Annotated in this window: 18 protein-coding genes and 1 pseudogene; 8 read left to right on the top strand and 11 right to left on the bottom strand. The window is 66.6% G+C overall.

Features of this window, described 5'->3' with window-relative positions; all coding sequences use genetic code 11:
- The first annotated feature begins 1 nt into the window (after nt 1).
- A complete protein-coding gene (locus tag AB4Z37_RS21365) occupies nt 2–466 on the top strand; it encodes an iron-sulfur cluster assembly scaffold protein (protein ID WP_441518750.1) in 465 nt (154 codons plus the stop codon).
- 64 nt (nt 467–530) lie between these two features.
- Here AB4Z37_RS21365 and AB4Z37_RS21360 read toward each other — a convergent pair whose 3' ends face one another.
- Nucleotides 531–1,412: a hypothetical protein gene (locus tag AB4Z37_RS21360; RefSeq protein ID WP_441518749.1), complete on the bottom strand. Its 882-nt coding sequence runs from the start codon at nt 1,410–1,412 to the stop codon at nt 531–533.
- Between the two features lie 297 nt (nt 1,413–1,709).
- Here AB4Z37_RS21360 and yidD point away from each other — a divergent pair, with 297 nt between their 5' ends.
- Nucleotides 1,710–2,057, top strand: coding sequence for a membrane protein insertion efficiency factor YidD (gene yidD / locus AB4Z37_RS21355; RefSeq protein WP_441518748.1), 348 nt, complete (start codon nt 1,710–1,712; stop codon nt 2,055–2,057).
- Between the two features lie 25 nt (nt 2,058–2,082).
- On the opposite strand, the gene AB4Z37_RS21350 is transcribed toward yidD, so the two are convergent.
- Both AB4Z37_RS21350 and AB4Z37_RS21345 read right to left on the bottom strand, forming a co-directional pair.
- Nucleotides 2,083–2,490 (bottom strand): DUF3574 domain-containing protein, encoded by a 408-nt coding sequence (locus AB4Z37_RS21350; RefSeq protein ID WP_441518747.1) that lies wholly within the window; start codon nt 2,488–2,490, stop codon nt 2,083–2,085.
- 9 nt (nt 2,491–2,499) lie between these two features.
- Nucleotides 2,500–3,657 (bottom strand): MFS transporter, encoded by a 1,158-nt coding sequence (locus AB4Z37_RS21345; protein WP_441518746.1) that lies wholly within the window; start codon nt 3,655–3,657, stop codon nt 2,500–2,502.
- Between the two features lie 183 nt (nt 3,658–3,840).
- Here AB4Z37_RS21345 and thrS point away from each other — a divergent pair, with 183 nt between their 5' ends.
- Complete coding sequence (thrS, locus tag AB4Z37_RS21340) at nt 3,841–5,871, top strand: threonine--tRNA ligase (RefSeq protein WP_441518745.1); 2,031 nt, start codon at nt 3,841–3,843, stop codon at nt 5,869–5,871.
- A gap of 173 nt (nt 5,872–6,044) precedes the next feature.
- Nucleotides 6,045–6,608 carry a nitroreductase family protein gene (locus AB4Z37_RS21335; protein ID WP_441518744.1) on the top strand — a complete coding sequence of 188 codons (564 nt, stop codon included), beginning with the start codon at nt 6,045–6,047 and terminating at the stop codon, nt 6,606–6,608.
- Nucleotides 6,609–6,821: 213 nt separating this feature from the next.
- On the opposite strand, the gene AB4Z37_RS21330 is transcribed toward AB4Z37_RS21335, so the two are convergent.
- Together AB4Z37_RS21330 and AB4Z37_RS21325 are read right to left on the bottom strand one after the other, a co-directional pair.
- A complete protein-coding gene (locus tag AB4Z37_RS21330) occupies nt 6,822–9,299 on the bottom strand; it encodes a putative bifunctional diguanylate cyclase/phosphodiesterase (RefSeq protein ID WP_441518743.1) in 2,478 nt (825 codons plus the stop codon).
- A gap of 244 nt (nt 9,300–9,543) precedes the next feature.
- Nucleotides 9,544–10,605: a hypothetical protein gene (locus AB4Z37_RS21325; protein ID WP_441518742.1), complete on the bottom strand. Its 1,062-nt coding sequence runs from the start codon at nt 10,603–10,605 to the stop codon at nt 9,544–9,546.
- 296 nt (nt 10,606–10,901) lie between these two features.
- On the opposite strand from AB4Z37_RS21325, the gene AB4Z37_RS21320 reads away from it, so the two are divergent.
- A complete protein-coding gene (locus tag AB4Z37_RS21320) occupies nt 10,902–11,936 on the top strand; it encodes a patatin-like phospholipase family protein (RefSeq protein WP_441518741.1) in 1,035 nt (344 codons plus the stop codon).
- Nucleotides 11,937–11,980: 44 nt separating this feature from the next.
- On the opposite strand, the gene AB4Z37_RS21315 is transcribed toward AB4Z37_RS21320, so the two are convergent.
- The 3 genes and pseudogenes from AB4Z37_RS21315 to AB4Z37_RS21305 all read right to left on the bottom strand — a co-directional run bounded on the left by AB4Z37_RS21315 (nt 11,981) and on the right by AB4Z37_RS21305 (nt 15,025).
- Nucleotides 11,981–12,409: a CBS domain-containing protein gene (locus AB4Z37_RS21315; protein WP_441518740.1), complete on the bottom strand. Its 429-nt coding sequence runs from the start codon at nt 12,407–12,409 to the stop codon at nt 11,981–11,983.
- A 148-nt stretch (nt 12,410–12,557) separates the two neighbouring features.
- Nucleotides 12,558–13,299: pseudogene (locus AB4Z37_RS21310) on the bottom strand (rhomboid family intramembrane serine protease).
- A gap of 472 nt (nt 13,300–13,771) precedes the next feature.
- Nucleotides 13,772–15,025 (bottom strand): acyltransferase family protein, encoded by a 1,254-nt coding sequence (locus AB4Z37_RS21305; protein ID WP_441518739.1) that lies wholly within the window; start codon nt 15,023–15,025, stop codon nt 13,772–13,774.
- Nucleotides 15,026–15,667: 642 nt separating this feature from the next.
- Between AB4Z37_RS21305 and AB4Z37_RS21300 the strand changes: the two genes are divergently transcribed.
- Nucleotides 15,668–16,216: a PAS domain-containing protein gene (locus AB4Z37_RS21300; protein ID WP_441518738.1), complete on the top strand. Its 549-nt coding sequence runs from the start codon at nt 15,668–15,670 to the stop codon at nt 16,214–16,216.
- A gap of 17 nt (nt 16,217–16,233) precedes the next feature.
- Here the strand turns inward: AB4Z37_RS21300 and AB4Z37_RS21295 are convergent, their stop codons facing one another.
- Nucleotides 16,234–17,232 (bottom strand): MBL fold metallo-hydrolase, encoded by a 999-nt coding sequence (locus tag AB4Z37_RS21295; protein ID WP_441518737.1) that lies wholly within the window; start codon nt 17,230–17,232, stop codon nt 16,234–16,236.
- A gap of 205 nt (nt 17,233–17,437) precedes the next feature.
- On the opposite strand from AB4Z37_RS21295, the gene AB4Z37_RS21290 reads away from it, so the two are divergent.
- Together AB4Z37_RS21290 and AB4Z37_RS21285 are read left to right on the top strand one after the other, a co-directional pair.
- Nucleotides 17,438–18,052: a PilZ domain-containing protein gene (locus AB4Z37_RS21290; protein WP_441518736.1), complete on the top strand. Its 615-nt coding sequence runs from the start codon at nt 17,438–17,440 to the stop codon at nt 18,050–18,052.
- Between the two features lie 380 nt (nt 18,053–18,432).
- Entirely contained in the window at nt 18,433–19,014 is a 582-nt protein-coding gene (locus tag AB4Z37_RS21285; RefSeq protein ID WP_441518824.1) for a transglutaminase-like cysteine peptidase, read from the top strand.
- Between the two features lie 290 nt (nt 19,015–19,304).
- Here the strand turns inward: AB4Z37_RS21285 and AB4Z37_RS21280 are convergent, their stop codons facing one another.
- Both AB4Z37_RS21280 and AB4Z37_RS21275 read right to left on the bottom strand, forming a co-directional pair.
- Nucleotides 19,305–19,727, bottom strand: a complete 423-nt coding sequence (locus AB4Z37_RS21280; protein WP_441518735.1) for a DOPA 4,5-dioxygenase family protein — start codon at nt 19,725–19,727, stop codon at nt 19,305–19,307.
- A gap of 24 nt (nt 19,728–19,751) precedes the next feature.
- Nucleotides 19,752–20,282: a gamma carbonic anhydrase family protein gene (locus tag AB4Z37_RS21275; protein WP_441518734.1), complete on the bottom strand. Its 531-nt coding sequence runs from the start codon at nt 20,280–20,282 to the stop codon at nt 19,752–19,754.
- Nucleotides 20,283–20,352: the final 70 nt, after the last annotated feature.

Below are 20,352 nucleotides of genomic sequence, written 5' to 3'. Positions count from 1 at the left end.
CATGCTGAACGACGTCTACAACAAGAAAATCATCGAGCTGGCGGGCAACATCCCCCGGCTCGGGCGGCTCGAGGCGCCGGATGCCAGCGCCACCGCCCACTCCAAGCTGTGCGGCTCGACCGTCAAGGTCGACATCAAGATGGACGGCCCGGTGGTGACCGACTTCGCCCATGACGTGAAAGCCTGTGCGCTCGGCCAGGCCTCGTCCTCGATCATGGCGCGCCATGTGATTGGCTCCAATGCGGCCGAGCTCCGCGAGCTGCGCGAGACCGTGCGCAGGATGCTCAAGGAGAACGGCGCGCCGCCACAGGGCAAGTGGGCCGACATCGCCGTGCTCGAGCCGGTGCGCGACTACAAGGCGCGCCATGCCTCGACCCTGCTCACCTTCGACGCGGTGGTGGACGCCATCGGCCAGGTCGAAGCAAGGTCGGACCGCACGTCCGCCGACCCAGCTGCGCACGGCTGAATCTCGTCCGCGCGATCGATCCGCACCATCGATCTCGCTGGCATCGCGGCCTGGAACGGGATCGTCAGCGCGGCGCCGCCCGTGCCGCGCCGGTCGGGCCGCCGGCCTCGGCGGTCCTGGTCGAGCTGATCGCGGCGGCGCTGTCGGCCGCCGGCAAGGGGGCATGATCCTGCCCCGGCGACGCACCCGGCCGCATCGCCGCAACAGCCGCACCGGTCACGACATTGGTGAGCTGCAGCTCAGCGGGCGTCAGTTCGCGCAACGGCTCCCAGGGCGGCACGCTGAGCGCGAGCGCCAGGAGATCACCGGAGCCCCCCATCTCGACGGTGTAGCCGGTGAGCCGGCCGATATCCCGCTCGATGATCATGATGTCCTGCGCGGTGTAGCTCGCGGCCCTGGCATCGTCGGCACGGTCGCCCATCCAGATCTGATGGACGCGAACATGGGCCGCGTCCGGGACATGCCGCGACACGCCCGACAGCAGCAGGAACACGCACATCGATTCGCAGTAGGCATCGGCAACGATGCCGACCCGCGCCTCGCCACTGTCGCGGACTTCCGTCACGACGCCGACCGTGGTGGTGAGGCCGAGTGTGCGCCATTGCCGACCCAGCGCGATCGCATCGAGCACCGAGCCGCCGCTGGAATCGAGCACCATGGTGGCGCCGCGCAGGTCGTGCCCCGCGGCGAAATCGGCGAACGCCTGCGGCGTCTCGCTGGTGACGGTGCCCACGGCCGCAACCAGCCCCCTGCACGCCCGACCGCAGCTGTCGTCAGTGGCGAGGGTCACGCGATCGTGCCAGACGAAATGCATCGGCAGCTTGCGCTCCTCGAGCGTCTCACCGGCGGCGGCCGAAGCGCTCCACGCCAGCGGCCAGCCGAGCAGCAGTGCCGCCGCGCCAAAGCGCCACCATGCACCACATCCCCGCGGCCTGTTGCGATCCAAATCGATTCCTTTCGCAGGGCACCGCCAGCCTGTACCGAACGGCCGTGGCCGTGTCATATGACCGTCGTGAAAAGCGTAGCCGCCGGCCGGATTCGCGTCCATGGAACTTTGGCGAGACACAGCCGCAACCCTGCGATATTTCCACTGTCCGGCCGCAGCCACCGGTTCCCCGCACTGGAACCGGGCAGATCCGCGCCGCGGATTTCAGCACGCCGCCCCATGACACTGCATCACGACACTGCACCACGACACTGCACCATCACACTGCCCGGTGACACCGCCGCCATGAAGCCCGTCATGAAACTCTCGTCCCACTGTCCGGCCTGTGCGGAACAGGTCCGGCGGCTGCCGCGCAACGCCGGGCGCCTCATGATCCTCGGCTATCGCTACACGCTGTCGCCGCTGATCGGGTTTCACTGCCGCCACTTGCCGACCTGCTCGGCCTATGGCGAGGAGGCGATCGAGCGTTTTGGGCTGTGGGCCGGCGGCTGGATGACGCTGGCGCGGCTGCTGCGCTGCCAGCCGTTCGGCACCTCCGGGATCGACAATGTCCCGGCCGCGGCGCCGCCGGGCGCGCGCTGGTTCCTGCCCTGGCGCTACGGCCGCTGGCGCGGCGTCAATGACGACACACCGCCGCAGCCGTGACGCTGCTCGCGGCGTTGGCCCGCCGCTAGAACCTGACGCAGACGGAGCGCACCGTCGTCATCACCGACTGCTGGTGAAAGTCGCGCTTGTAGGCCGCCGCGATGGCGTCAAGCGCGGCGCGCTTATGGGAATCGTCGGCGAACACGATCAGCACGATCTTGCTGGGTTCGTGCACCAGGGCGCCGCGTGCACGGTCACGCCACTGCCCGGCGGCGTCGATCACAGCGAGGCCGTCGGGAAAGCGCGGCGAGATCTCGCGTGCAGTAAAAGCTGCGAACGCCGCATCGCTGACGCCGATGCGGTCGCCGATGTTGCGGCCGAACAGCATTTCCGCCGACACCATCGAGCTGGCGGGCGGCACGCAGGCCGGCGGCAGCGCCGCGCAACCGGACAATGCGAGCCCCATGCACACCGCCGCAGCCGCTGCTCGCATCGTCCCCTCTCATGCCACTGCGGGCGCCGGACGGGTGAAGAACGCAACCGTGATCGCCAGCAGCACGAACGCCGCGCTGGCATAGCCGTTGGCGTGAAACAGCTGCTGCTCGAAAAACTTGCCGCCGATCGCCGACCCGACTGCCTGCCCGACATACACCATCGAGGTGTTGAGTGCGACGGCCGCGCTGGCGAACGCCGGCGCGGCCCCGATCAGGCGTGTTTGCTGCATCGAATTGATCGCGGCAAAGCCGAGCCCCCACAGCACGCTCGCGGTCAGCAGCAGCGGCAGCGCCGCCGCGTCGACACCGATCACCCACACCAGGCTGCCGGACAGCATCGCGCCAAGGAAGATCAGCGAGGTCCGGAACGGGCCGACCCGGCCGACCAGCCGCATCGCCACCAGATTGCCGACAAAGCCACAGGCACCGAAGATGAGGAACGTGAAACCGATGGTGGTGGAGCTGGCCTGCGTCAGACGTGCCAGCAGCGGACCGAGATAGGGAAACGTACAGAACTGCCCTGCGAGATGCAGCGTCGTGATCAGCAGCAACAGCAGCACCAGCCGGTTGCGGCCGAGCGCCGCCCAGGTGCGCAGTTCGACCGGTGCGCCGACCAATCCGCGCGGCAGGCACAGCGCGATCAGCAGCGCCGCGATCGCCGCCATGATCCCGATCCCGAGCAATGCCTCGCGCCAGCCGAAATGCGCCGTCATGTAGGTGACGAGCGGAATGCCCGCGACCAGCGCCAGCGACCAGCCGAGGAAGACATAGGTGATGCTGCTGGCCCGGCTGGCTTCGGGAACGATCATGCTCACCGTGCCCGCGGCCACCGGCGTGAACACCACGAGGAAAGCCAGCATGACCAGCCGCAGCGTCAGCAAGGCCGCATAGTCCGGCGCGATCAGCGCGGCGACATGACAGACCGCCACCCCGGCCATGCTGCCGGCCAGCAGCACGCGGCGGCCAACGCGGCTCGTTGCCCAGATCATCAGCGGCGAGCCGATGCACAGCAGTACCGCGCCGAAGGTGATCAGAAGACCGGCCTGATAGACCGAGACACCGAGCGCACGAGAGAGATCGTCGAGCATGCCGGTCGGCGACAGCACCGCAACGCCCGTGACAAAATTTCCCAACATCAGGGCCGTGGGCGCCAGCGACTTGTTCATGGCGGCAGATTACCGGGTTTCAATGCAACTGCATATATATCGAACTGCATTGGTGTTTTGCGCCGGCCGCGGCAGGCCCCCGGCCCGCGGCCCCCCTGCCTTGCAACGGTGGCCGCGGCTGATATACCCCTGTTTTCCGCTTACCTGCGTTCGTTCGCAGGAGTGAGCTTCAGGAGATGACATATGACGGATTCCAAGTTCGTTTTCGGCCTCGCCAACCTCCGCCCCGCGGAAGCCCAGGCCGAGCCGATCACCGTGACCTTCCCCGATGGCGCGCGGCGCCAGTTTCCCCGACACACCACCGGCCTCGACATCGCCAAGGGCATCTCGCCGTCGCTCGCCAAGCGCACCGTGGCGATGACCCTCAACGGCCAGTTGACCGACCTCGCCGATCCCATCGAGCAGGACGCGGCGATCGAGTTCGTCAACCGTGACGATCCCCGCGCGCTGGAGCTGATCCGGCACGATGCCGCGCACGTGCTCGCCGAAGCGGTGCAGGCATTGTGGCCGGGCACGCAGGTGACCATCGGCCCGGTGATCGAGAACGGTTTCTACTACGACTTCTTCCGCAACGAGCCGTTCACGCCGGAAGACTTCGCCGCCATCGAAAAGAAGATGCGCGAGATCATCGCGCGCGACGCTCCCTTCACCAAGGAGATCTGGACGCGCGACGACACCAAGAAGGTCTTCAAGGACAAGGGCGAGCTGTTCAAGGTCGAGCTGGTCGACGCCATTGCCGAGGACCAGACCATCAAGATCTACAAGCAGGGCGAGTGGTTCGACCTCTGCCGCGGCCCGCACATGACCTCGACGGGCAAGGTCGGCAACGCCTTCAAGCTGATGAAGGTGGCCGGCGCGTACTGGCGCGGCGACGCCAAGAACCCGATGCTGACCCGCATCTACGGCACGGCCTTCGCCAAGCAGGAACAGCTCGACGCCTACCTCAAGCAGCTCGAGGAAGCGGAGAAGCGCGACCACCGCAAGCTCGGCCGCGAGCTCGACCTCTTCCACTTCCAGGAAGAAGGTCCCGGCGTCGTGTTCTGGCACGCCAAGGGCTGGAGCCTGTTCCAGTCGATCGTGGCCTACATGCGCCGCCGCCTCGCCGGCGACTATGACGAGGTCAACGCGCCGCAGATGCTCGACAAGTCGCTGTGGGAGACCTCGGGCCACTGGGACTGGTACCGCGAGAACATGTTCGCGGCGCAGTCCGCCGGCGACGAGGCCGAGGACAAGCGCTGGTTCGCGATCAAGCCGATGAACTGCCCGGGCCATGTGCAGATCTTCAAGCATGGCCTCAAGAGCTACCGCGACCTGCCGCTGCGTCTCGCCGAATTCGGCGTGGTGCATCGCTATGAGCCGTCGGGCGCGATGCATGGCCTGATGCGCGTGCGCGGCTTCACCCAGGACGACGCCCACGTGTTCTGCACCGAGCAGCAACTCGCCGACGAATGCCTCAAGATCAACGACCTGATCCTGTCGACCTATGACGACTTCGGCTTCGAGGGCGAGCTCACAGTCAAGCTGTCGACCCGTCCCGAGAAGCGCGTCGGCTCCGACGAGGCGTGGGATCACGCCGAGCGCGTCATGGCGACCGTGCTGAGCGAGATCCAGGCCCGCTCGGGCAACCGCATCAAGACCGCGATCAATCCGGGCGAAGGCGCGTTCTACGGGCCGAAGTTCGAGTACGTGCTGCGCGACGCCATCGGCCGCGACTGGCAGTGCGGCACCACGCAGGTCGACTTCAACCTGCCGGAGCGGTTCGGCGCGTTCTACATCGACGCCGACGGCGCCAAGAAGACGCCGGTGATGGTGCATCGCGCGATCTGCGGCTCGATGGAGCGCTTCACCGGCATCCTGATCGAGCACTTCGCCGGCCACTTCCCGCTGTGGCTGGCGCCGACCCAGGCGATCGTCACCACGATCACCTCGGAAGGCGACGAGTACGCCAAGCAGGTGCTGGCGGCGGTGCGCCGCGCGGGCCTGCGCGCCGACATCGATCTGCGCAACGAGAAGATCAACTACAAGGTGCGCGAGCACTCGCTGGCCAAGATCCCGGCGCTGCTGGTGGTCGGCAAGAAGGAGGCGGAGAACCGCACGGTGTCGATCCGCCGCCTCGGCAGCGACGGCCAGACCGTGGTGCCGCTCGACGAGGCGATCGCAGCGCTCGTCGACGAGGCGACACCGCCCGACATCAAGCGCGCCCGCCTCGGCTGACGCGCTTTCGACACGATCCGGCGGCCGCAAGCCGCCGGATTTTTTTGTCCGGAACCCACGCCGCGCATGGCCGGCGAGAATCGCTTTAAAGGCGGCCCCGCCGTATCGCCGCCCGCGCAGGTGCGTGGTATCAAGCCGCCGACCGATCCATCCACCGCACGAAGGGGACGAGCTTGTCCGACGCGCTGCAGCTTCTGAAAACCCGCCGCTCCGCCAAGCCGCGCGAGATGAGCGGCCCCGGCCCCTCGCCTGCCGAGCTCGACACCATTCTCACCATCGGCGCGCGCGTGCCCGATCACGGCAAGATCGCGCCCTGGCGTTTTATCGTGTTCGAGGGCGATGCCCGCCTGAGAGCCGGCGACATCATCGCACGGGTATTCGCCGCCAAGACCCCCGACGCCGCGCGCGAGCAGATCGAGATCGAACGCCATCGCCTCGCGGAAGCGCCGCTGGTGATCGCCATCGTGTCCTCGCCCAAGGTCCATCCCAAGGTACCGGCGTGGGAGCAGGAAATGTCCGCCGGCGCCAGCGCCATGAACATCGTCACCGCCGCCAACGCGCTCGGCTATGTCGCCAACTGGCTGACCGGCTGGTTCTCGTTCGACCGCGACGTGCTGACCGCGTTCGGCCTGCGCGCCGACGAGAAGATCGCGGGCTTCGTCCATATCGGCCGCATCGACCACGCGGTCGAGGACCGGCCGCGGCCGAACCTCGCGGAGATCGTCACGCGCTTCTGAGATTTGTGTCCCGGCGCGAACAGTCGCGTCGCCGGGTGGCGGCGGATCCATCGCGCGATTCCCGCGCCAGCCTTGCCCCTCGTCCCGAGGAGCCCGCGCAGCGGGCGTCTCGAGGGATGAGGCCGATGCGTTGCAGCTCATTGGCCTCATGGTTCGAGACGCGCGGCTTTGCCGCGCTCCTCACCATGAGGAGATCAAATGCGCTCGCGCCTGTCACGCCGCCTGCGCGGCGTTCTTGCCGAAGCGCGCCAGCAATTCGCCGATCGACGACGCCGGCCGCGCCGGGCTGAACAGGAAGCCCTGCACCTCGGTGCAGCCTTCGGCGCGCAGGCGGTCGAGCTGCTCGCGCGTCTCGACGCCTTCCGCCGTGGTGGCGATGCTGAGGCTGCGCGCCAGCCCCGAGATCGCACGCACGATGGCGATGCAGTCGGCGCGGTCCGGCAGGTCGCGGATGAACGAACGGTCGATCTTGATCTTGTCGAACGGAAAGCTGCGCAGGTAGCTCAGCGACGAGTAGCCGGTGCCGAAATCGTCCATCGAGATGCGCACGCCGAGCCCGCGCAGCTGGTGCAGCGTCTGCAGGTTGGCGTCGGTTTCGGCGAGCAGCACCGATTCGGTGATCTCGAGCTCGAGGCGATGCGCCGGCAGGCGCGAATGCGCCAGCGCCGCCACCACCGCGGCGACCAGATTGCGGCTCTTGAACTGCACCGGCGACAGGTTGACCGCGACCTTGACGTCGGACGGCCACTGCGCGGCGTCGCTGCAGGCGGTGCGCAGCACCCACTCGCCGATCGGCACGATCAGTCCGATGTCCTCGGCCACCGGAATGAACTCGACCGGCGAGATCATGCCGCGCTCGGGATGACGCCAGCGCAGCAGCGCCTCGAACGAGGTGATGCGATCCGCCGACAGGTTGACCAGCGGCTGATAGTGCAGTTCGAACTCACCGCTCGCGAGCGCGTGGCGCAGGTCCGCTTCCAGCGCGCGGCGCGCCTGGGCCTGGCGGTCCATCTCCGGCTCGAAGAAGTGATGGGCGCCGCCGCCATCGGCCTTGGCGCGGTAGAGAGCCATGTCCGCGGTGCGCAGCAGCGCTTCGGAGGTGTCGCCATCGAGCGGCGCGATGGCGATGCCGATGCTGGCGCCGATCGAAATCTCGCGGCCGTCGATGTCGTAGGGCCGGCTGAGATCGGCGATCATGCGGTTGGCGCGGTCACCAACTTCCGCGGGCCCCGAAATCTGGTCGAGGATCATGGCGAACTCGTCGCCGCCGAGCCGTGCGGCAAGGTCGCCGACGCCGAGCGCCGCCTTGAGGCGCTGCGCCACCTCCTGCAGCAGCCGGTCGCCGACCGGATGACCGAACGAGTCGTTGACGTCCTTGAACATGTCGAGGTCGAGGCACAGCACCGCGGCCTGGCGATCGGCGCGGCTGCACTGCTCAACCGTATGCTGCAGGCGCTGCTGCAGCATCACGCGGTTGGGCAGATCGGTCAGCGCATCATGATGCGCCATATAGGAGATCTTGGCCTCCGCCTGGCGGCGCTCGGTGACGTCGATGATCGCGACCATGAAGGCGCTGCGGCCGCCGAAATTGACCCGGCGGCCATAGGTCAGCACCTCGATCTCGCTGCCGTCGGCACGCACATGCCGCCAGCTGCGGCGCGACTGGTAGCTGTCGTCGAGCTCGCGCAGCGCCTTGAGATGAATGTCGCGCTCGTCGCTCGGCCAGATGTCGCTGGTCAGCATCCGCAGGAACTGCTCACGGCTGTAGCCATAATGCACCACCGCCGCGTCATTGACGCCGATGAACGCGTACGTCTCCTCGTCGAACACCCACATCGGCATCGGGTTGCTTTCGAACAGCAGGCGGAACGACTGCTCGCGGCGCTTGAGGTCGGTGACGTCGGTGACGGTCGCCGACAGCAGATCGCCGATCGCGGCGACGCTGATGCGCAGATGGGCGCCCCGCTCGGTCGCGATTTCGAACTGCTCGGGCTGGCTGCTCTCGATGACGGCGCTGAGGCGCCGCATCACCTCGGACGATGCCAGATCGTGGCTGCCTTCACTGAGGCGATGCCAGCGCAGCGTCTCCGCCGGCTGCTGCAGCAGACGGGCGGCCCCCTGGTTGAGATCGACGATCTGGAAATCGACCGTCGTCCGCGCGGCGTTGCGACAGGCGGCAAGCGCCATGAAGCCGTCGTCGGTGGCACGGAAGATGGTGTCGACGAGGCTGTAGCCTTCGCCGCGCTCATGGACATAGGCCGAGATCAGCGGCGGTCCCCACCTGCAGGACATCGGCATGGCATAGATATCGAAAGTGCGCACGATGCCGTTGACGACATGGTAGGCGGAGGTCGCATAGGGTCGCAGGCTGCCGAGCGCATTGGCTGCAACCTCCGACAACACGCCGGCATATTCCGGCGCGAGGTCCGCAACGCGCGTGTCCCACGCGTCCTGTCCCAGCCACTGCCTGAGCGCACGCCCGGTGCGCATGATCGTCAGGGTGTCGCCGCTGCCCTGCAGCAGCGCCATGTGGTCGGCGAGCCGCCCCATGCTGCCGAGCACCACTTCCTCGTAGGCCGGAAGCTGGTCGCCGGGACGCAGCGCGGCAAACCATTTCCGCCGCAGCGTCCCCATGTCGCTCATCGCTTCGCCGAGAACTTCGTCCTCGATCGTCTTCCTGACGGCACCCACGGCATCCCCTTTCCGCACGAACAGCGAAAATCGCGGTTAATTCAACCTTGCCTGATTGACGAACGGTAAAAAGTTCCCGGAGTTGTTTCATTATGACGCTTTTAAGACGTCCGATGGTTAGCAGCTGGAAACCATTGGCGATGCAATGCAAATGCGATCGCTCGTCGACGTCGTCAACATTACGGCAGGATTGCTGAATGCATCCGCGGCGGCTGGCGCCGCATGCCGGCAGACGGGCGCGGGATCAGCGCGCGATCACCTCGACCTCGCCGTCGACACCGTTCACGACATTGAACGAGCGCTCGAACACCTTGCCCTCGTTCTTGGCGATGGCGCGGTATTCACCCTCGGCGAGAATGACGCGCGGGAACGCGCCGATCGATTCCTTGACGACGTCGCCGCCTGGCGTGATCACCGACCAGGACGTGTTGGCGAGCGCCTCGCCGCCCTTGTCACCCACCAGCTTCAACGTGATCACCGCCGCGCGATGGGTGACGGTCACATCCGTCAGCTTGCCGGCCTGGATGCGAATGTCGGACCGCACCACGGAGTTGGCGTCGCCGTAGTTCGAGATGATGTAGTAGGTGCCCTCGGACACCAGCAGCACCTCGCCGGCCGCGACGTTCTGCGCCAGCGGCGCGCGGTCGCCGACCTCGAACTGACTGCCCTTGAAGATGCTGAACGCGATCTGGTTCGGCGGGATCTTGCTGGCCCCGACCTTGCCCTCGATCCGCAAGCCCCCGGCGGGCAGATCGAACATCTCGCGGGCGTTATCCTGGCGCAGCGTCACTGGCCGCACCGCGCTGACGAGACCGAGCCCGACATGCACCACATAGCTGCCAGGCGGCAGCACGATATTCGGGGTCGGGGTGCGCTCCTCACGGATCAGCTTGAAGGCGCCGGCGGCATCGGGCTTGTCGGCATAGACCCGCCACACCAGGCCACTGTTGACCGCAGGCAGATCCTTGCCGAACCGCGCCGAGAGCGCCAGCACCGGCTGACCGGGGGCAGCCACCGCGGCGACAGCGGGGGGCGGCGCGAGCGGCGCGGCGGACACCGGCGGCTGGGTGATGGGGGCCGGCAGGTTCATCGGCCCGGCGGCGGCCCCCGATGGCGGCGCAAGGTTCATGGCCGGGCCGGCCGGTGCTTCGGGAACCGCGCGGGGCGGAATCGGTGGCGGCCGGTCGGAAAACAGCTGCGCCGCCGCCCGTTCGGGGCCGACAAGCCCGCCTGCCACCAACAGCAGCGACAGGGCGGCCGCAAGCGGTCGCCCGGCGCGCCAGGTTTGGTGGCATTTCGGTATCATGGCCCAGTTTTTCGACCGAAAACACGGCGATTTCAAGCCTCTGGCTGTCGAATTCGCCCCTGCTGCACACCCCCATCCATCCTGATCGCTGCAACCAGCCATGGGAGCAGCCATGGGATCAGCCATGGGAGGGGCACGCCGGGCGCATTGGCGGGTTGCCATCCGGTCATGCCCGTACCCCGCCTGGGTTAAGGCGAATGGCACGATTCCCGCCTATATGTTTTGTCAGATCTGGGGGCGACACACCGACCCGGCGCACTGGCGCCGGGCGGCCCTGAACGCCATTGGAGACTGCCGTGCTCGAGAGTTTGATCGGACGCAACCGGGACAACCGCGACAAGGCGGGCCTGGGACCGACACGGCGGCCCACCATCGGGCTGGCGCTCGGCGGCGGTGCCGCGCGGGGCTTCGCCCATATCGGCATCCTGCGGACGCTGATCGCCAACGGCATCCTGCCCGACATCGTGGTCGGCACCTCGATCGGCGCCGTGGTCGGCGGCAGCTATGCGGCCGGCCATCTCGACACCCTCGAGGACTGGGCGCGCAGCCTGCAGCCCAAGAACATCTTCAGCTATCTCGACATCCGTCTCAACGGCTCCGGCCTGATCGGCGGCAACAAGCTCGCTGCCCAGCTCGAGGCAGCGATGGGGCGCACCCGCATCGACGAGCTGCCGCTGCGCTTCGCCGCAATCGCCACCGAAGTGCAGACCGGACACGAAATCTGGCTGACCCACGGCCGCGTCGTGGACGCGATGCGCGCTTCCTACGCGCTGCCGGGCATCTTCGCGCCGGTGGCGATCGGCGACCGCTGGCTGATCGACGGCGCGCTGGTCAATCCGGTGCCGGTGTCGGCCGCGCGGGCACTCGGCGCCGAGATCGTGATCGCCGCCAATGTCAGCACCGACGTGTTCGGCCACGGCACCATCATCTCGACCCATGGCGCGAGGGAAGAGGCCGTCGACGAAGAGACCGCAGCTCCCCCGCCGAAGCGCGGCATCGGCAAGTTCTTCTCGGCGGAGCGCACCGTGAAGCGGGAGTTCTTCGGCAGCGGCGACCGCCCGGGCATTTCCACCGTGATGGTGGAGGCGTTCAATATCATGCAGGACCGCATCACCCGTGCCCGCCTCGCCGGCGATCCGCCCGACGTGCTGATCTCGCCGCGGGTCGGCAAGATCGGCTGGTTCGACTTCCATCGCGCCGACGAGACCATCGCCCATGGCGCGCGCGCCGCGGAACGCACCATCGAATCGATTCAGGAAGCGATCGCGATCCTGTCGCCGACCTCCAGCAACACCCCGGGGATTGGCGAGAACCAGAATCTCGCGCCGTGACAATGCACCGGTGAAAAATGTCGGCCGCCTGCCCGTGAGCGCGATCAGGCGGTCTTGATATAGTCGTGCAGCGCCTGCTGCTCGCGCTCGTATTCCTCGACCCGCGACTTGACGACGTCGCCGATGGAGATCAGGCCGATCAGCCGGTCCCCATCCACCACCGGCAGATGACGGAACTTGCCAGCCGTCATGGTCTCCATGAGGTAGGCGACCGTATCGGTCTCCTTGCAGGTGACGACCTTGCGCGTCATCACCGTGCTCACCGGCTCGTCGAGCACGGCGGCACCACGCTCCCCCAGCACACGGACGATGTCACGCTCGGACAGGATTCCTTCGAGGTGCTGCCCCTGCATCACCAGCACCGCACCGATCCGCCGCTCCGACAACAGCTTGATCGCCGCCGCCAGCTTGGCGTCCGGTTCGACGCCCAGAATCTGATGCCCCTTGGAGTTGAGAATCGCCCTTACCGTCATCGTCGCCTCCTGAGAAAAACAACCGCTTTGCAAATGCCGCGGCCTTGTATTTTTTCAGTCGTCAAACACAGCGCAGTGTCGATCCGGCTGCGGCGATGATGGATGAAATCAGCCGGAGTAGCAAGGCAGCGGCGTGATGGCCGGCGCGTCAGATGCTGCCGTCGGAGGCGTCCGCCGACGGCTGATCGGCCTGCGGCGCGGAAAGCGGTTCGCTGCGCCGCGCCACGGGGTCGAACAGCGAGAACAGCACAAGCCCGGCGAGAAAGCCGCCGATATGAGCCTGCCAGGCGATGCTCTGGGCGGAGCCGCCCACTGCAATCGATCCCACGCCGAACACGATGTTGACGCCGAACCACACCGCGAGGAACGCCAGCACCCGCGGGTTGCGCAGGGCCTGGACCAGCGGCAATGCCGGAACGCGGGCGGCGCCGTCGACGTCCGCGCGGCGGCCGAACGCCAGGAAGCTGCCATGGCCGAACGCGAACCGGATCGCCCCCGCCATGGCGCCGGACACCGCCGCCGACGCACCGATCATCGGCGCCACCTCATGCTGATGGGTCAGCAGATGGGCGACGGCCCCCGCCACCGCCGTCACCGCCAGGAACAGGAAGAAGCGCAGCGCGCCAAACCGGCGCGCCAGCGCGCTGCCGAACGGCAGCATCCACAGCGCATTGAAGATGATGTGGCTGGCATCCGCATGGAGCAGCGCGTAGGTCAGGAAGGTCCAGACCGCAGCGCCCTCGCCGCCGGGAAAGCGCGGATCCGACAGTGGCAGGTCGTAGCGCGCCGGCACGAAGCCGAACGCCCAGATCAATCCACTCGCCGAGGTCGAGCGGCAGCATGATCCGAACCACATGCACGATCGCCAGCAGCGCGAGCAGCGCCGTCATGGCGCCGGGAATGGTCAGGATCGGTTCGCGAGGGGATGCCACCGGTTTGCGGGTCCAGATTGGTCTCTCTTGCCCACCACGAACGGCGACGCAGCAGACGATACCTCCAGATAGGCGGCTTTGCCGACCCGGCGCAAGCGCCGCATTGCATCGCAGCAGGGCAAATTCCACGTTCCCGCGGCCCGCCGCCGTGACGGTGCGCCGAAAAGCAAAAGGGAGGGCGCAAAGCCCTCCCTTTTCCCGATCGCCGGGGAGCGATCTCAAGTGGCCTTGCCGCGGGATCCCCACCCCTCCCCGCGCTGACCAGTCTGCTTGACGCCATCTGTTATCCGCCGCGCGGGCAGCCGGCCGTGGAGAACAACCGGCGCCGCTCAGGCGTGGATGGATACTACCCGACCCCGGGGAAACCCCAAGGTGATAGTTAACTTAGCGTTAACGGAACATCCGCGCCCGATCGGCTCCTCGCGCCGGCTCAGGTTGCCCGCGGCGCGTCGGCGCCGCGCCAGTCCGGCACGGTCCTGAAGAAGGTTCTCACCCAGCGCTGCGCCGGCTTCTCGATGTAGATGAACGAGTAGTGGCTGAGCACCAGCATGCCCGCGATCCAGGCCACCAGCGTGAGCGGGGACTGGAAGATCCCATACCCCCGACCGATGACGCCGAGCACCGTGAGGATCAGGACCTGGATCGGGAAGTGCCACATGTAGATCGAATAGGTCGCATCCCCCAGCCACCTCACGCGCCGCATCGCCTCGGCGAACTTCGGCCTGAAATCCAGCATGCCGACCATCAGCACCATCGGCACGAACAGGTAGCCCTCGGTGTTGGTGAAGGGCTCGATCTGCCGCTTGGCCACGAGGTAGGCGAAGTAGGAAATGCTCGCGATGCAGATCGAGAGCAGAGCCGCACGATACTGGCGGAACTTGATCAGGACGAAATAGACCGCGCAGCCGACGAAAAAGAAGTGCAGGCACATGCCGAAGTACCACATCGGCGTGCCCTTCTGCACGATGGTGTAGCCGAAGCCGGCGAGCACCACCGGCACGATGAGCCCGAGCGAGAACACGTGGCGCGCGACGAAGTAGAACAGGATGTAGATGCCGATCTCCACCGACACCGACCACACCGGCGCGTTGAACGAGATCGCGTCCTGGAAGCCCCAATGCGGGATCAGGAAAAGCGACAGGAAGAAATGATAGGCGTCGTTGGTCGGCACCACCTGGAAGCCGTGGAGCAGCCGCCAGCTCGCCGCCTGAAACACGGTGATCGCCACCAGCGTCACGGCGTTGAGCGGAAAAAGGCGCGCGACACGGCTTGCCGCATAGTCCGTCGCGGCCGGCGCGCGACCGGCATAGACATGGGCGAAGACAAATCCTGAAATGATCCAGAACAGCTGCACGGCCCAATAGCCGTGATTGTAGAGCGGGTGCAGCAGGCTATACAGCGGCTCGATATGACGATCGATCTCCGGGGGAGCCTGCCCGGGAGCCAGCGGCCGCGTGTAGAAAAAGTGCTGGTAGTGCCAGACCAGAACGACTGTCGCGGCCACGCCGCGCAGGAAGTCGATACCGTAAAAATGGGGGACGCAATCCGCGGCGTTCGCACGCGAGGGAGGAGACGACAGGGCCTTGAAGAAGGCGCGGATGGCGGGAAAGCGAAGCGTCGGTTCGAAGTCGCTCCTGGAAAGACCAACCCCCGCTCCAGGCGCGGAGTACGCAGATTCCGACATGATAGACGCAGTCACACTCGCAGGTTCGCAGGCTTTTTATTTCCAAGTATGTCTAGAGCATGCCGCAGGATTTCAATCAATGCCTGCACAATCCATACAATGCACCCGGCGCCGCGAGCGCTGACCAGGCATCCAGGCCGAGGCCATCCGCGCCTCACTCGACGGGCGTCAGATCATCACGACCTCGGTACCGGCCGCGCATCGTTCGAGGCCTCGCCCGTTTGATTCTGGCGGCCGCGGACGGTTTCAAAACAACGACAAAAGCCGGCGAGATGCGGCCTGGACGCACCTTGTGACGATCAGGCGCGCCGCCGCGCGGCCTCCCCTGTGACGCCGCCCAGCCTCGTCGACACCTCGCGCACCGCTGAAGACTGCGAGGATCGCGGACGGCAGATGTCCTGCGCGAGAGCGTCATTAGGTCGCGCCCCCGAGGGAGCGCCCCCGATCGTCGGGGATGCACAAGTTACCGACCCGTTAAAGGGCATGGTGAATTTAACGTTAACAGCACAAAGCCGCCGGCGGTCCGCTCGGCGGCATGGACGCTGCAAATTCCCTCCTGCACAAACGATCAACGCCCGAAGATGACCGGTTCCGGAACACAAGTGTCCGCGCCGGCCCCCTTCGGGGCAGGAATGCAGGCTGATGAAGCACCCTTCGAACCGGGCCTTTTTCGACTACTGGGACCAGAAACGCGGCGACGCGGCAGCGCCCGATCGCAGCGAGTTCGATCCCGATGCGGTGCGCGAGCTGCTGAGCGATATTTTCGTGCTGGCGTTCGACCATGCGGACGGTTTCCCGTTCCGGGTGGCCGGGACACGGGTGTGCGCCCTGCTGGGCGGTGACGCCAAGGGGCGCAGCTTCCCCGAGCTGTTCACGGCCGGCAGCCGCGCCGAGATCACGGACATCCTCACGGTCGTCGGCGAGGAGACGCAGCCGACCATTGCCGGCGTCACCGCCCGCGCGGTCGATGGCACGCCGGCGCCGCTCGAGTTGCTGCTGCTGCCGTTCAGCGCCCGCAGCCATGCGCCCCTGAGCCTGACCGGCCTGCTGGCGCCGTTCAACAACCCGGTCGGGCCGATGACCGACTTCACCCTGACCTCGTGGCGCTATCTCGCGGCGCGCCCCAAGCCCCGCGCCGTGCGCCGCTGGTCGGCGGTGCGCGGCTTCATGGTCTATGAGGGCCTGCGCTGAGGGTCAGCGCGGCACCGTTACGGTGTCGCGGAGATCGGCTTGAGCGCTGCGCCGTCCGCCCCGAACGCCTCCACCTTGTCGCCGATGGTGAACGACATCAGGTCGCGGCCGATCACGAACGGCCCCTTGTAGGTGCTCAGCGTGCGCTCGGTCAGCGCCTGTACCGGCACGTCCTGGATCGGCTTCACGCCGGCAAACACGATGTGGGAGTAGACCGCAAGCCGGGGACTTGCGGTGGCGAAGATGCGTCCCGCCTCCTCCGGCGAGGTGTGATGGTCCTCGATGGCGCGGTATTCCGGCCGCGCCTTGATCAGCTCGGGCTCGATCACCGAGACCTCGTGGACCAGGAGGTCGGCCCCCTTCGCCGCGGCGGCGATGCGCGCGTCATACTTGGTGTCGCCGGACAGCACGACCTTGCGGCCGGCATACTCCACCACATAGCCATAGGCCGGGCGGATGTGCTCGCCGTGATTGACCTCGATCGCCGAGACCTTGCCGCCATCCTTCTCGTAGACCGGTCCGGCGGTGATGTCCGTGGCGGCGAAGGCGACGCCGGCGGCGGGGAAATGCTCGTCCTCGGTGCGGATGCGGATGTCCTCCGCGAACGCCTTGGTGAGGTTGTCGGTCATCGCCACCGTCCCCTTGGGCCCGAACACCACCATTGGCGTCTTGCGCGAGCCCCAGGGCGTGCCGATCCAGCCGGTCAACCACATGTCCGGCAGCCCGACGATATGGTCGGAATGCAGATGGGTAATGAAATGGGCGGTGATGGCGCCGAGCGGGATCTTCTTCTCGAACAGGCGGATGGTCGAACCGCGGCCGAGGTCGAACACCAGCTTCTGGTCTCCCGCCTCGACCAGGGTGGACATGCTGTAGATGTCCGGCCGCGGCGTCGGCGTCCCCGTTCCGAGCAGGGTGACACGGATGTCGGGTGCCTTGTCCGCCGCCATCGCCGGGGTCCAGGCGCCAGCGAGCAGCGCCGCCCCCACCATCAGTTTCCAGATCTGTCGAGTCACCAGCAATCCTCCCGTCGGTCCTCGCCGCGGCGTCCCGGCCGCCGGCTTCGCATGGCGAAACTTAGGGGACACGATGGCGCCGCCGGGATCAATCTTTCGGTGGATGGCGGGAACCGGTCGTCGGCGCCTGCCGTGATAACCCTGCATTAACCCTGACGGCCGTAGGGTTTGTCCCTACCGACGCGCGGTTGAGTGGTACGAACTTATGGTCCTGGCGCAGCGAAAATCGGCCCTGCCCGTTGCAGAAGAGCGACGGCGGTTTCAGCGCGTCAGAGTGCACCTGCTCGGGCGGTACATGCTTCCTGACCGCCGCGAGTTTCCCTGCCAGATCATCAATATGTCCCCCGGCGGGCTCGCCATGCTGGCGCCCGGCATCGGTAATGTCGGCGACCGCGTGATCGCCTATCTCGACCATGTCGGCCGTGTCGAGGGCAAGATCACCCGCATCATCGACAACGGTTTCGCCATGACGGTGAACGCCACGCCACGCAAGCGCGACAAGATGGCCGCGCAGCTGACCTGGCTCGCCAACCGCGAAATCCTCAACCTGCCGGAAGACCGCCGCCACGACCGTATCGTGCCGCGCAATCCCACCGCCCGCATCCTGCTGGCGGACGGCCAGGAGATGCTGTGCCGCATCATCGACATGTCGCTGTCGGGCGCGGCGATCTCCTCGCAGGTGCGCCCGCCGATCGGCACCAAGGTGACGATCGGCCGCGTGCAGGCCCAGGTGGTCCGCCACCTCGAGGACGGCTTCGCGCTGGAGTTCGCTTTTCCCCAGTCGCCCGACACTCTCGAAGATAGCGTCACCGCGAGGTAAACGCCGCGGCTGGCCTCGAGCCCGCAGAACCCCGCCAATCGGCGGGGTTTTTTGTTGGCGCGGGCGATCCGCAGGTCGCGACAATGCCACCGAACACGGTTAATCCGGCCGTCGCGCGATCACGAAACTCCCGTCACATCCGTCGCTTGCGCCTTAATGCATCGAATTTGAATCAAATGCCGATCGCTCGCATTTGAATCAATCTCGATTCAAAACAACCGCGAATTAGCGCCAGTTTTGATGCGCATTCGCGTCGAATTGCGAGAAGCGATTTAGCGGCGCTGCAAATCGTCTGTGCGACACATGGCCCAACAAAAAGAACGGGGGCTACAGTGTCGCGTAAAACAAGACAGGGCATCGGGCTGGCAAGCGCCATCCTGATGGGGTTGACGGCACACGCCAGTGCAGGCGAGCGCCTGCAGCAACAGGCTAACCTGCACGCAGCGGTCGGAGACACGACGCGCGCGCCGATCGGCTGGGTTGAATTCTGTGCAGACAATCCCAACGACTGTCGCAGCAGCGCTTCGCAGCCGCGCGACATCGTGATGACACAGACCGCATGGCGCGACCTCTTGCGCGTCAATCGCTGGGTCAACGAGAACATCAAGCCGATGACCGACATGGATCATTGGGGCGTCATCGAGAAGTGGTCGTATCCGACCGACGGCTACGGTGACTGCGAGGACTATGTGCTGCTCAAGCGCAAGATGCTGATCGATGCCGGATGGCCGCGCGAGGCACTGCTGATCACGGTGGTGCGCGACAAGAACGGCGACGGCCATGCGGTGCTGACGGTGAAAGCGGACAAGGGCGAGTTCATCCTCGACAACCAGAACGAGGACGTGCTGGCCTGGAGCGACACCGGCTATCGCTACGTCAAGCGCCAGAGCCAGAGCGATCCCAATGTGTGGGTGTCGCTGGGAGACAGCCGGCCCGCCGTCGCCACCGCGACTGCGCGCTGAACAGACACACGAGAACAACGAGACCCGCGGCCGGTCACATCCCCACCCCTCCCCGTCCCAGACCGGTTCGCGCGCGGCCAGCCTTCCCCCAAAGGCTGGCCGCACCCCTTTTGAGGATCAGATGCAGTTGCGGAAGGCGGCGGATGTGGTCGCCGCGAGGCCCTGTCTGCACCATCGAGGAGACCTGGAAGAAGCCGTAGGACGCGGTCAGCGCGAACTCGACGACGTTGATCGAGAGGGACTGCGTGGCCCGGCGGCGCCATTGGCCGCAAACGTCGTCTTGAAATGACTCACGCCGGCAGGTGCGGCGTGGTGTTCGGCGCTAGCGGCTCCTCGGCCTCGTCGTGCTCGGGCAGCTTGTCGCCGTGGACAGCGAGCGGCGTGCCGATCCACAGGGGATCGACGAGATGGTCACGGCGCGGATTGGTGGTGTTGGGATGGATCAGGATGCTGAGGCCGCCATGGTTGAGCATCAGCCATGGCACCAGCGCCGCGAACACGTCGGTCGCGAACGCGACCTGGTACATCGCCTGGTCATGCGGCCCGACCTTGACGTCGTGCCAGTTGCCGAGCCGCACCGGAAAGCGCTCGCCGATCAGCATGCGCAGCCGCTCGGCGGCCGCGCGCGAGGTTTTGGGATCGTAATAGACATGGGCGTGGTAGCTCGCGATTTCCGCGAGCGGCCGCGGCGTGGATTGAGCTGACGGCGTCATCGCCTCGCCTCCTCTTATCCTGCGTCAGCCGATCCGTTTCAGGCCGGCCTTGAAGCGTTTGCCGTTCTCGACATAGCGCGCCGCGCCGCCGAGCAGCGCCTTCGCCTGCTCCGGATCCAGCGTGCGGATCGCCTTCGCCGGCGCGCCGACGACCAGCGAGTTGTCGGGAAACACCTTGCCTTCGGTGATGACCGCGCCGGCGCCGACCACGCAGCCCTTGCCGATGCGCGCGCCGTTCATGACGATCGCGCCCATGCCGATCAGCGCGCCGTCCTCGACGGTGCAGCCATGCAGGATGACGTTGTGGCCGATGGTGCAGTTCCGCCCGATGGTCAGCGGGAAGCCGGGGTCGGTATGGAAGGTGCAGTTGTCCTGGACATTCGAGCCCTCGCCGATGTCGATCAGCTCGTTGTCGCCGCGCAGCACACAGCCGAACCAGATGCTGGTGTCGGCCGCGAGCCGCACATTGCCGACGACCTCAGCGCTGTCAGCGATGAAATAGTGTCCGTCCGCAGGAAACCGGGGCGAGCGCCCGTCGAGTTCATAGATCGCCATACCGCGCCTTCATTGAAAACAGCAGAAATTGACCGCGCGTCGTCCGCGCGGGCTTCAGACTGCCATGGAA

Origin of the sequence: Bradyrhizobium sp. 2TAF24 (assembly GCF_052115025.1) — a bacterium.
In the GTDB taxonomy this organism is placed as follows: domain Bacteria; phylum Pseudomonadota; class Alphaproteobacteria; order Rhizobiales; family Xanthobacteraceae; genus Bradyrhizobium_A.
The sequence above is the reverse complement of the archived record's forward strand: the minus strand, read 5'-3'. Positions and strand labels throughout refer to the sequence as shown.

What these genes read in the sequence shown, in the direction of transcription:
- AB4Z37_RS21345 (WP_441518746.1), bottom strand. Translation starts at nt 3,657, where the DNA reads ATGAACAAGTCGCTGGCGCCCACGGCCCTGATGTTGGGAAATTTTGTC.
- yidD (WP_441518748.1), top strand. Translation starts at nt 1,710, where the DNA reads ATGAAACTCTCGTCCCACTGTCCGGCCTGTGCGGAACAGGTCCGGCGG.
- AB4Z37_RS21280 (WP_441518735.1), bottom strand. Translation starts at nt 19,727, where the DNA reads ATGACGCCGTCAGCTCAATCCACGCCGCGGCCGCTCGCGGAAATCGCG.
- AB4Z37_RS21290 (WP_441518736.1), top strand. Translation starts at nt 17,438, where the DNA reads ATGGTCCTGGCGCAGCGAAAATCGGCCCTGCCCGTTGCAGAAGAGCGA.
- AB4Z37_RS21300 (WP_441518738.1), top strand. Translation starts at nt 15,668, where the DNA reads ATGAAGCACCCTTCGAACCGGGCCTTTTTCGACTACTGGGACCAGAAA.
- AB4Z37_RS21305 (WP_441518739.1), bottom strand. Translation starts at nt 15,025, where the DNA reads ATGTCGGAATCTGCGTACTCCGCGCCTGGAGCGGGGGTTGGTCTTTCC.
- thrS (WP_441518745.1), top strand. Translation starts at nt 3,841, where the DNA reads ATGACGGATTCCAAGTTCGTTTTCGGCCTCGCCAACCTCCGCCCCGCG.
- AB4Z37_RS21315 (WP_441518740.1), bottom strand. Translation starts at nt 12,409, where the DNA reads ATGACGGTAAGGGCGATTCTCAACTCCAAGGGGCATCAGATTCTGGGC.
- AB4Z37_RS21350 (WP_441518747.1), bottom strand. Translation starts at nt 2,490, where the DNA reads ATGCGAGCAGCGGCTGCGGCGGTGTGCATGGGGCTCGCATTGTCCGGT.
- AB4Z37_RS21275 (WP_441518734.1), bottom strand. Translation starts at nt 20,282, where the DNA reads ATGGCGATCTATGAACTCGACGGGCGCTCGCCCCGGTTTCCTGCGGAC.
- AB4Z37_RS21365 (WP_441518750.1), top strand. Translation starts at nt 2, where the DNA reads ATGCTGAACGACGTCTACAACAAGAAAATCATCGAGCTGGCGGGCAAC.
- AB4Z37_RS21325 (WP_441518742.1), bottom strand. Translation starts at nt 10,605, where the DNA reads ATGATACCGAAATGCCACCAAACCTGGCGCGCCGGGCGACCGCTTGCG.
- AB4Z37_RS21285 (WP_441518824.1), top strand. Translation starts at nt 18,433, where the DNA reads ATGGGGTTGACGGCACACGCCAGTGCAGGCGAGCGCCTGCAGCAACAG.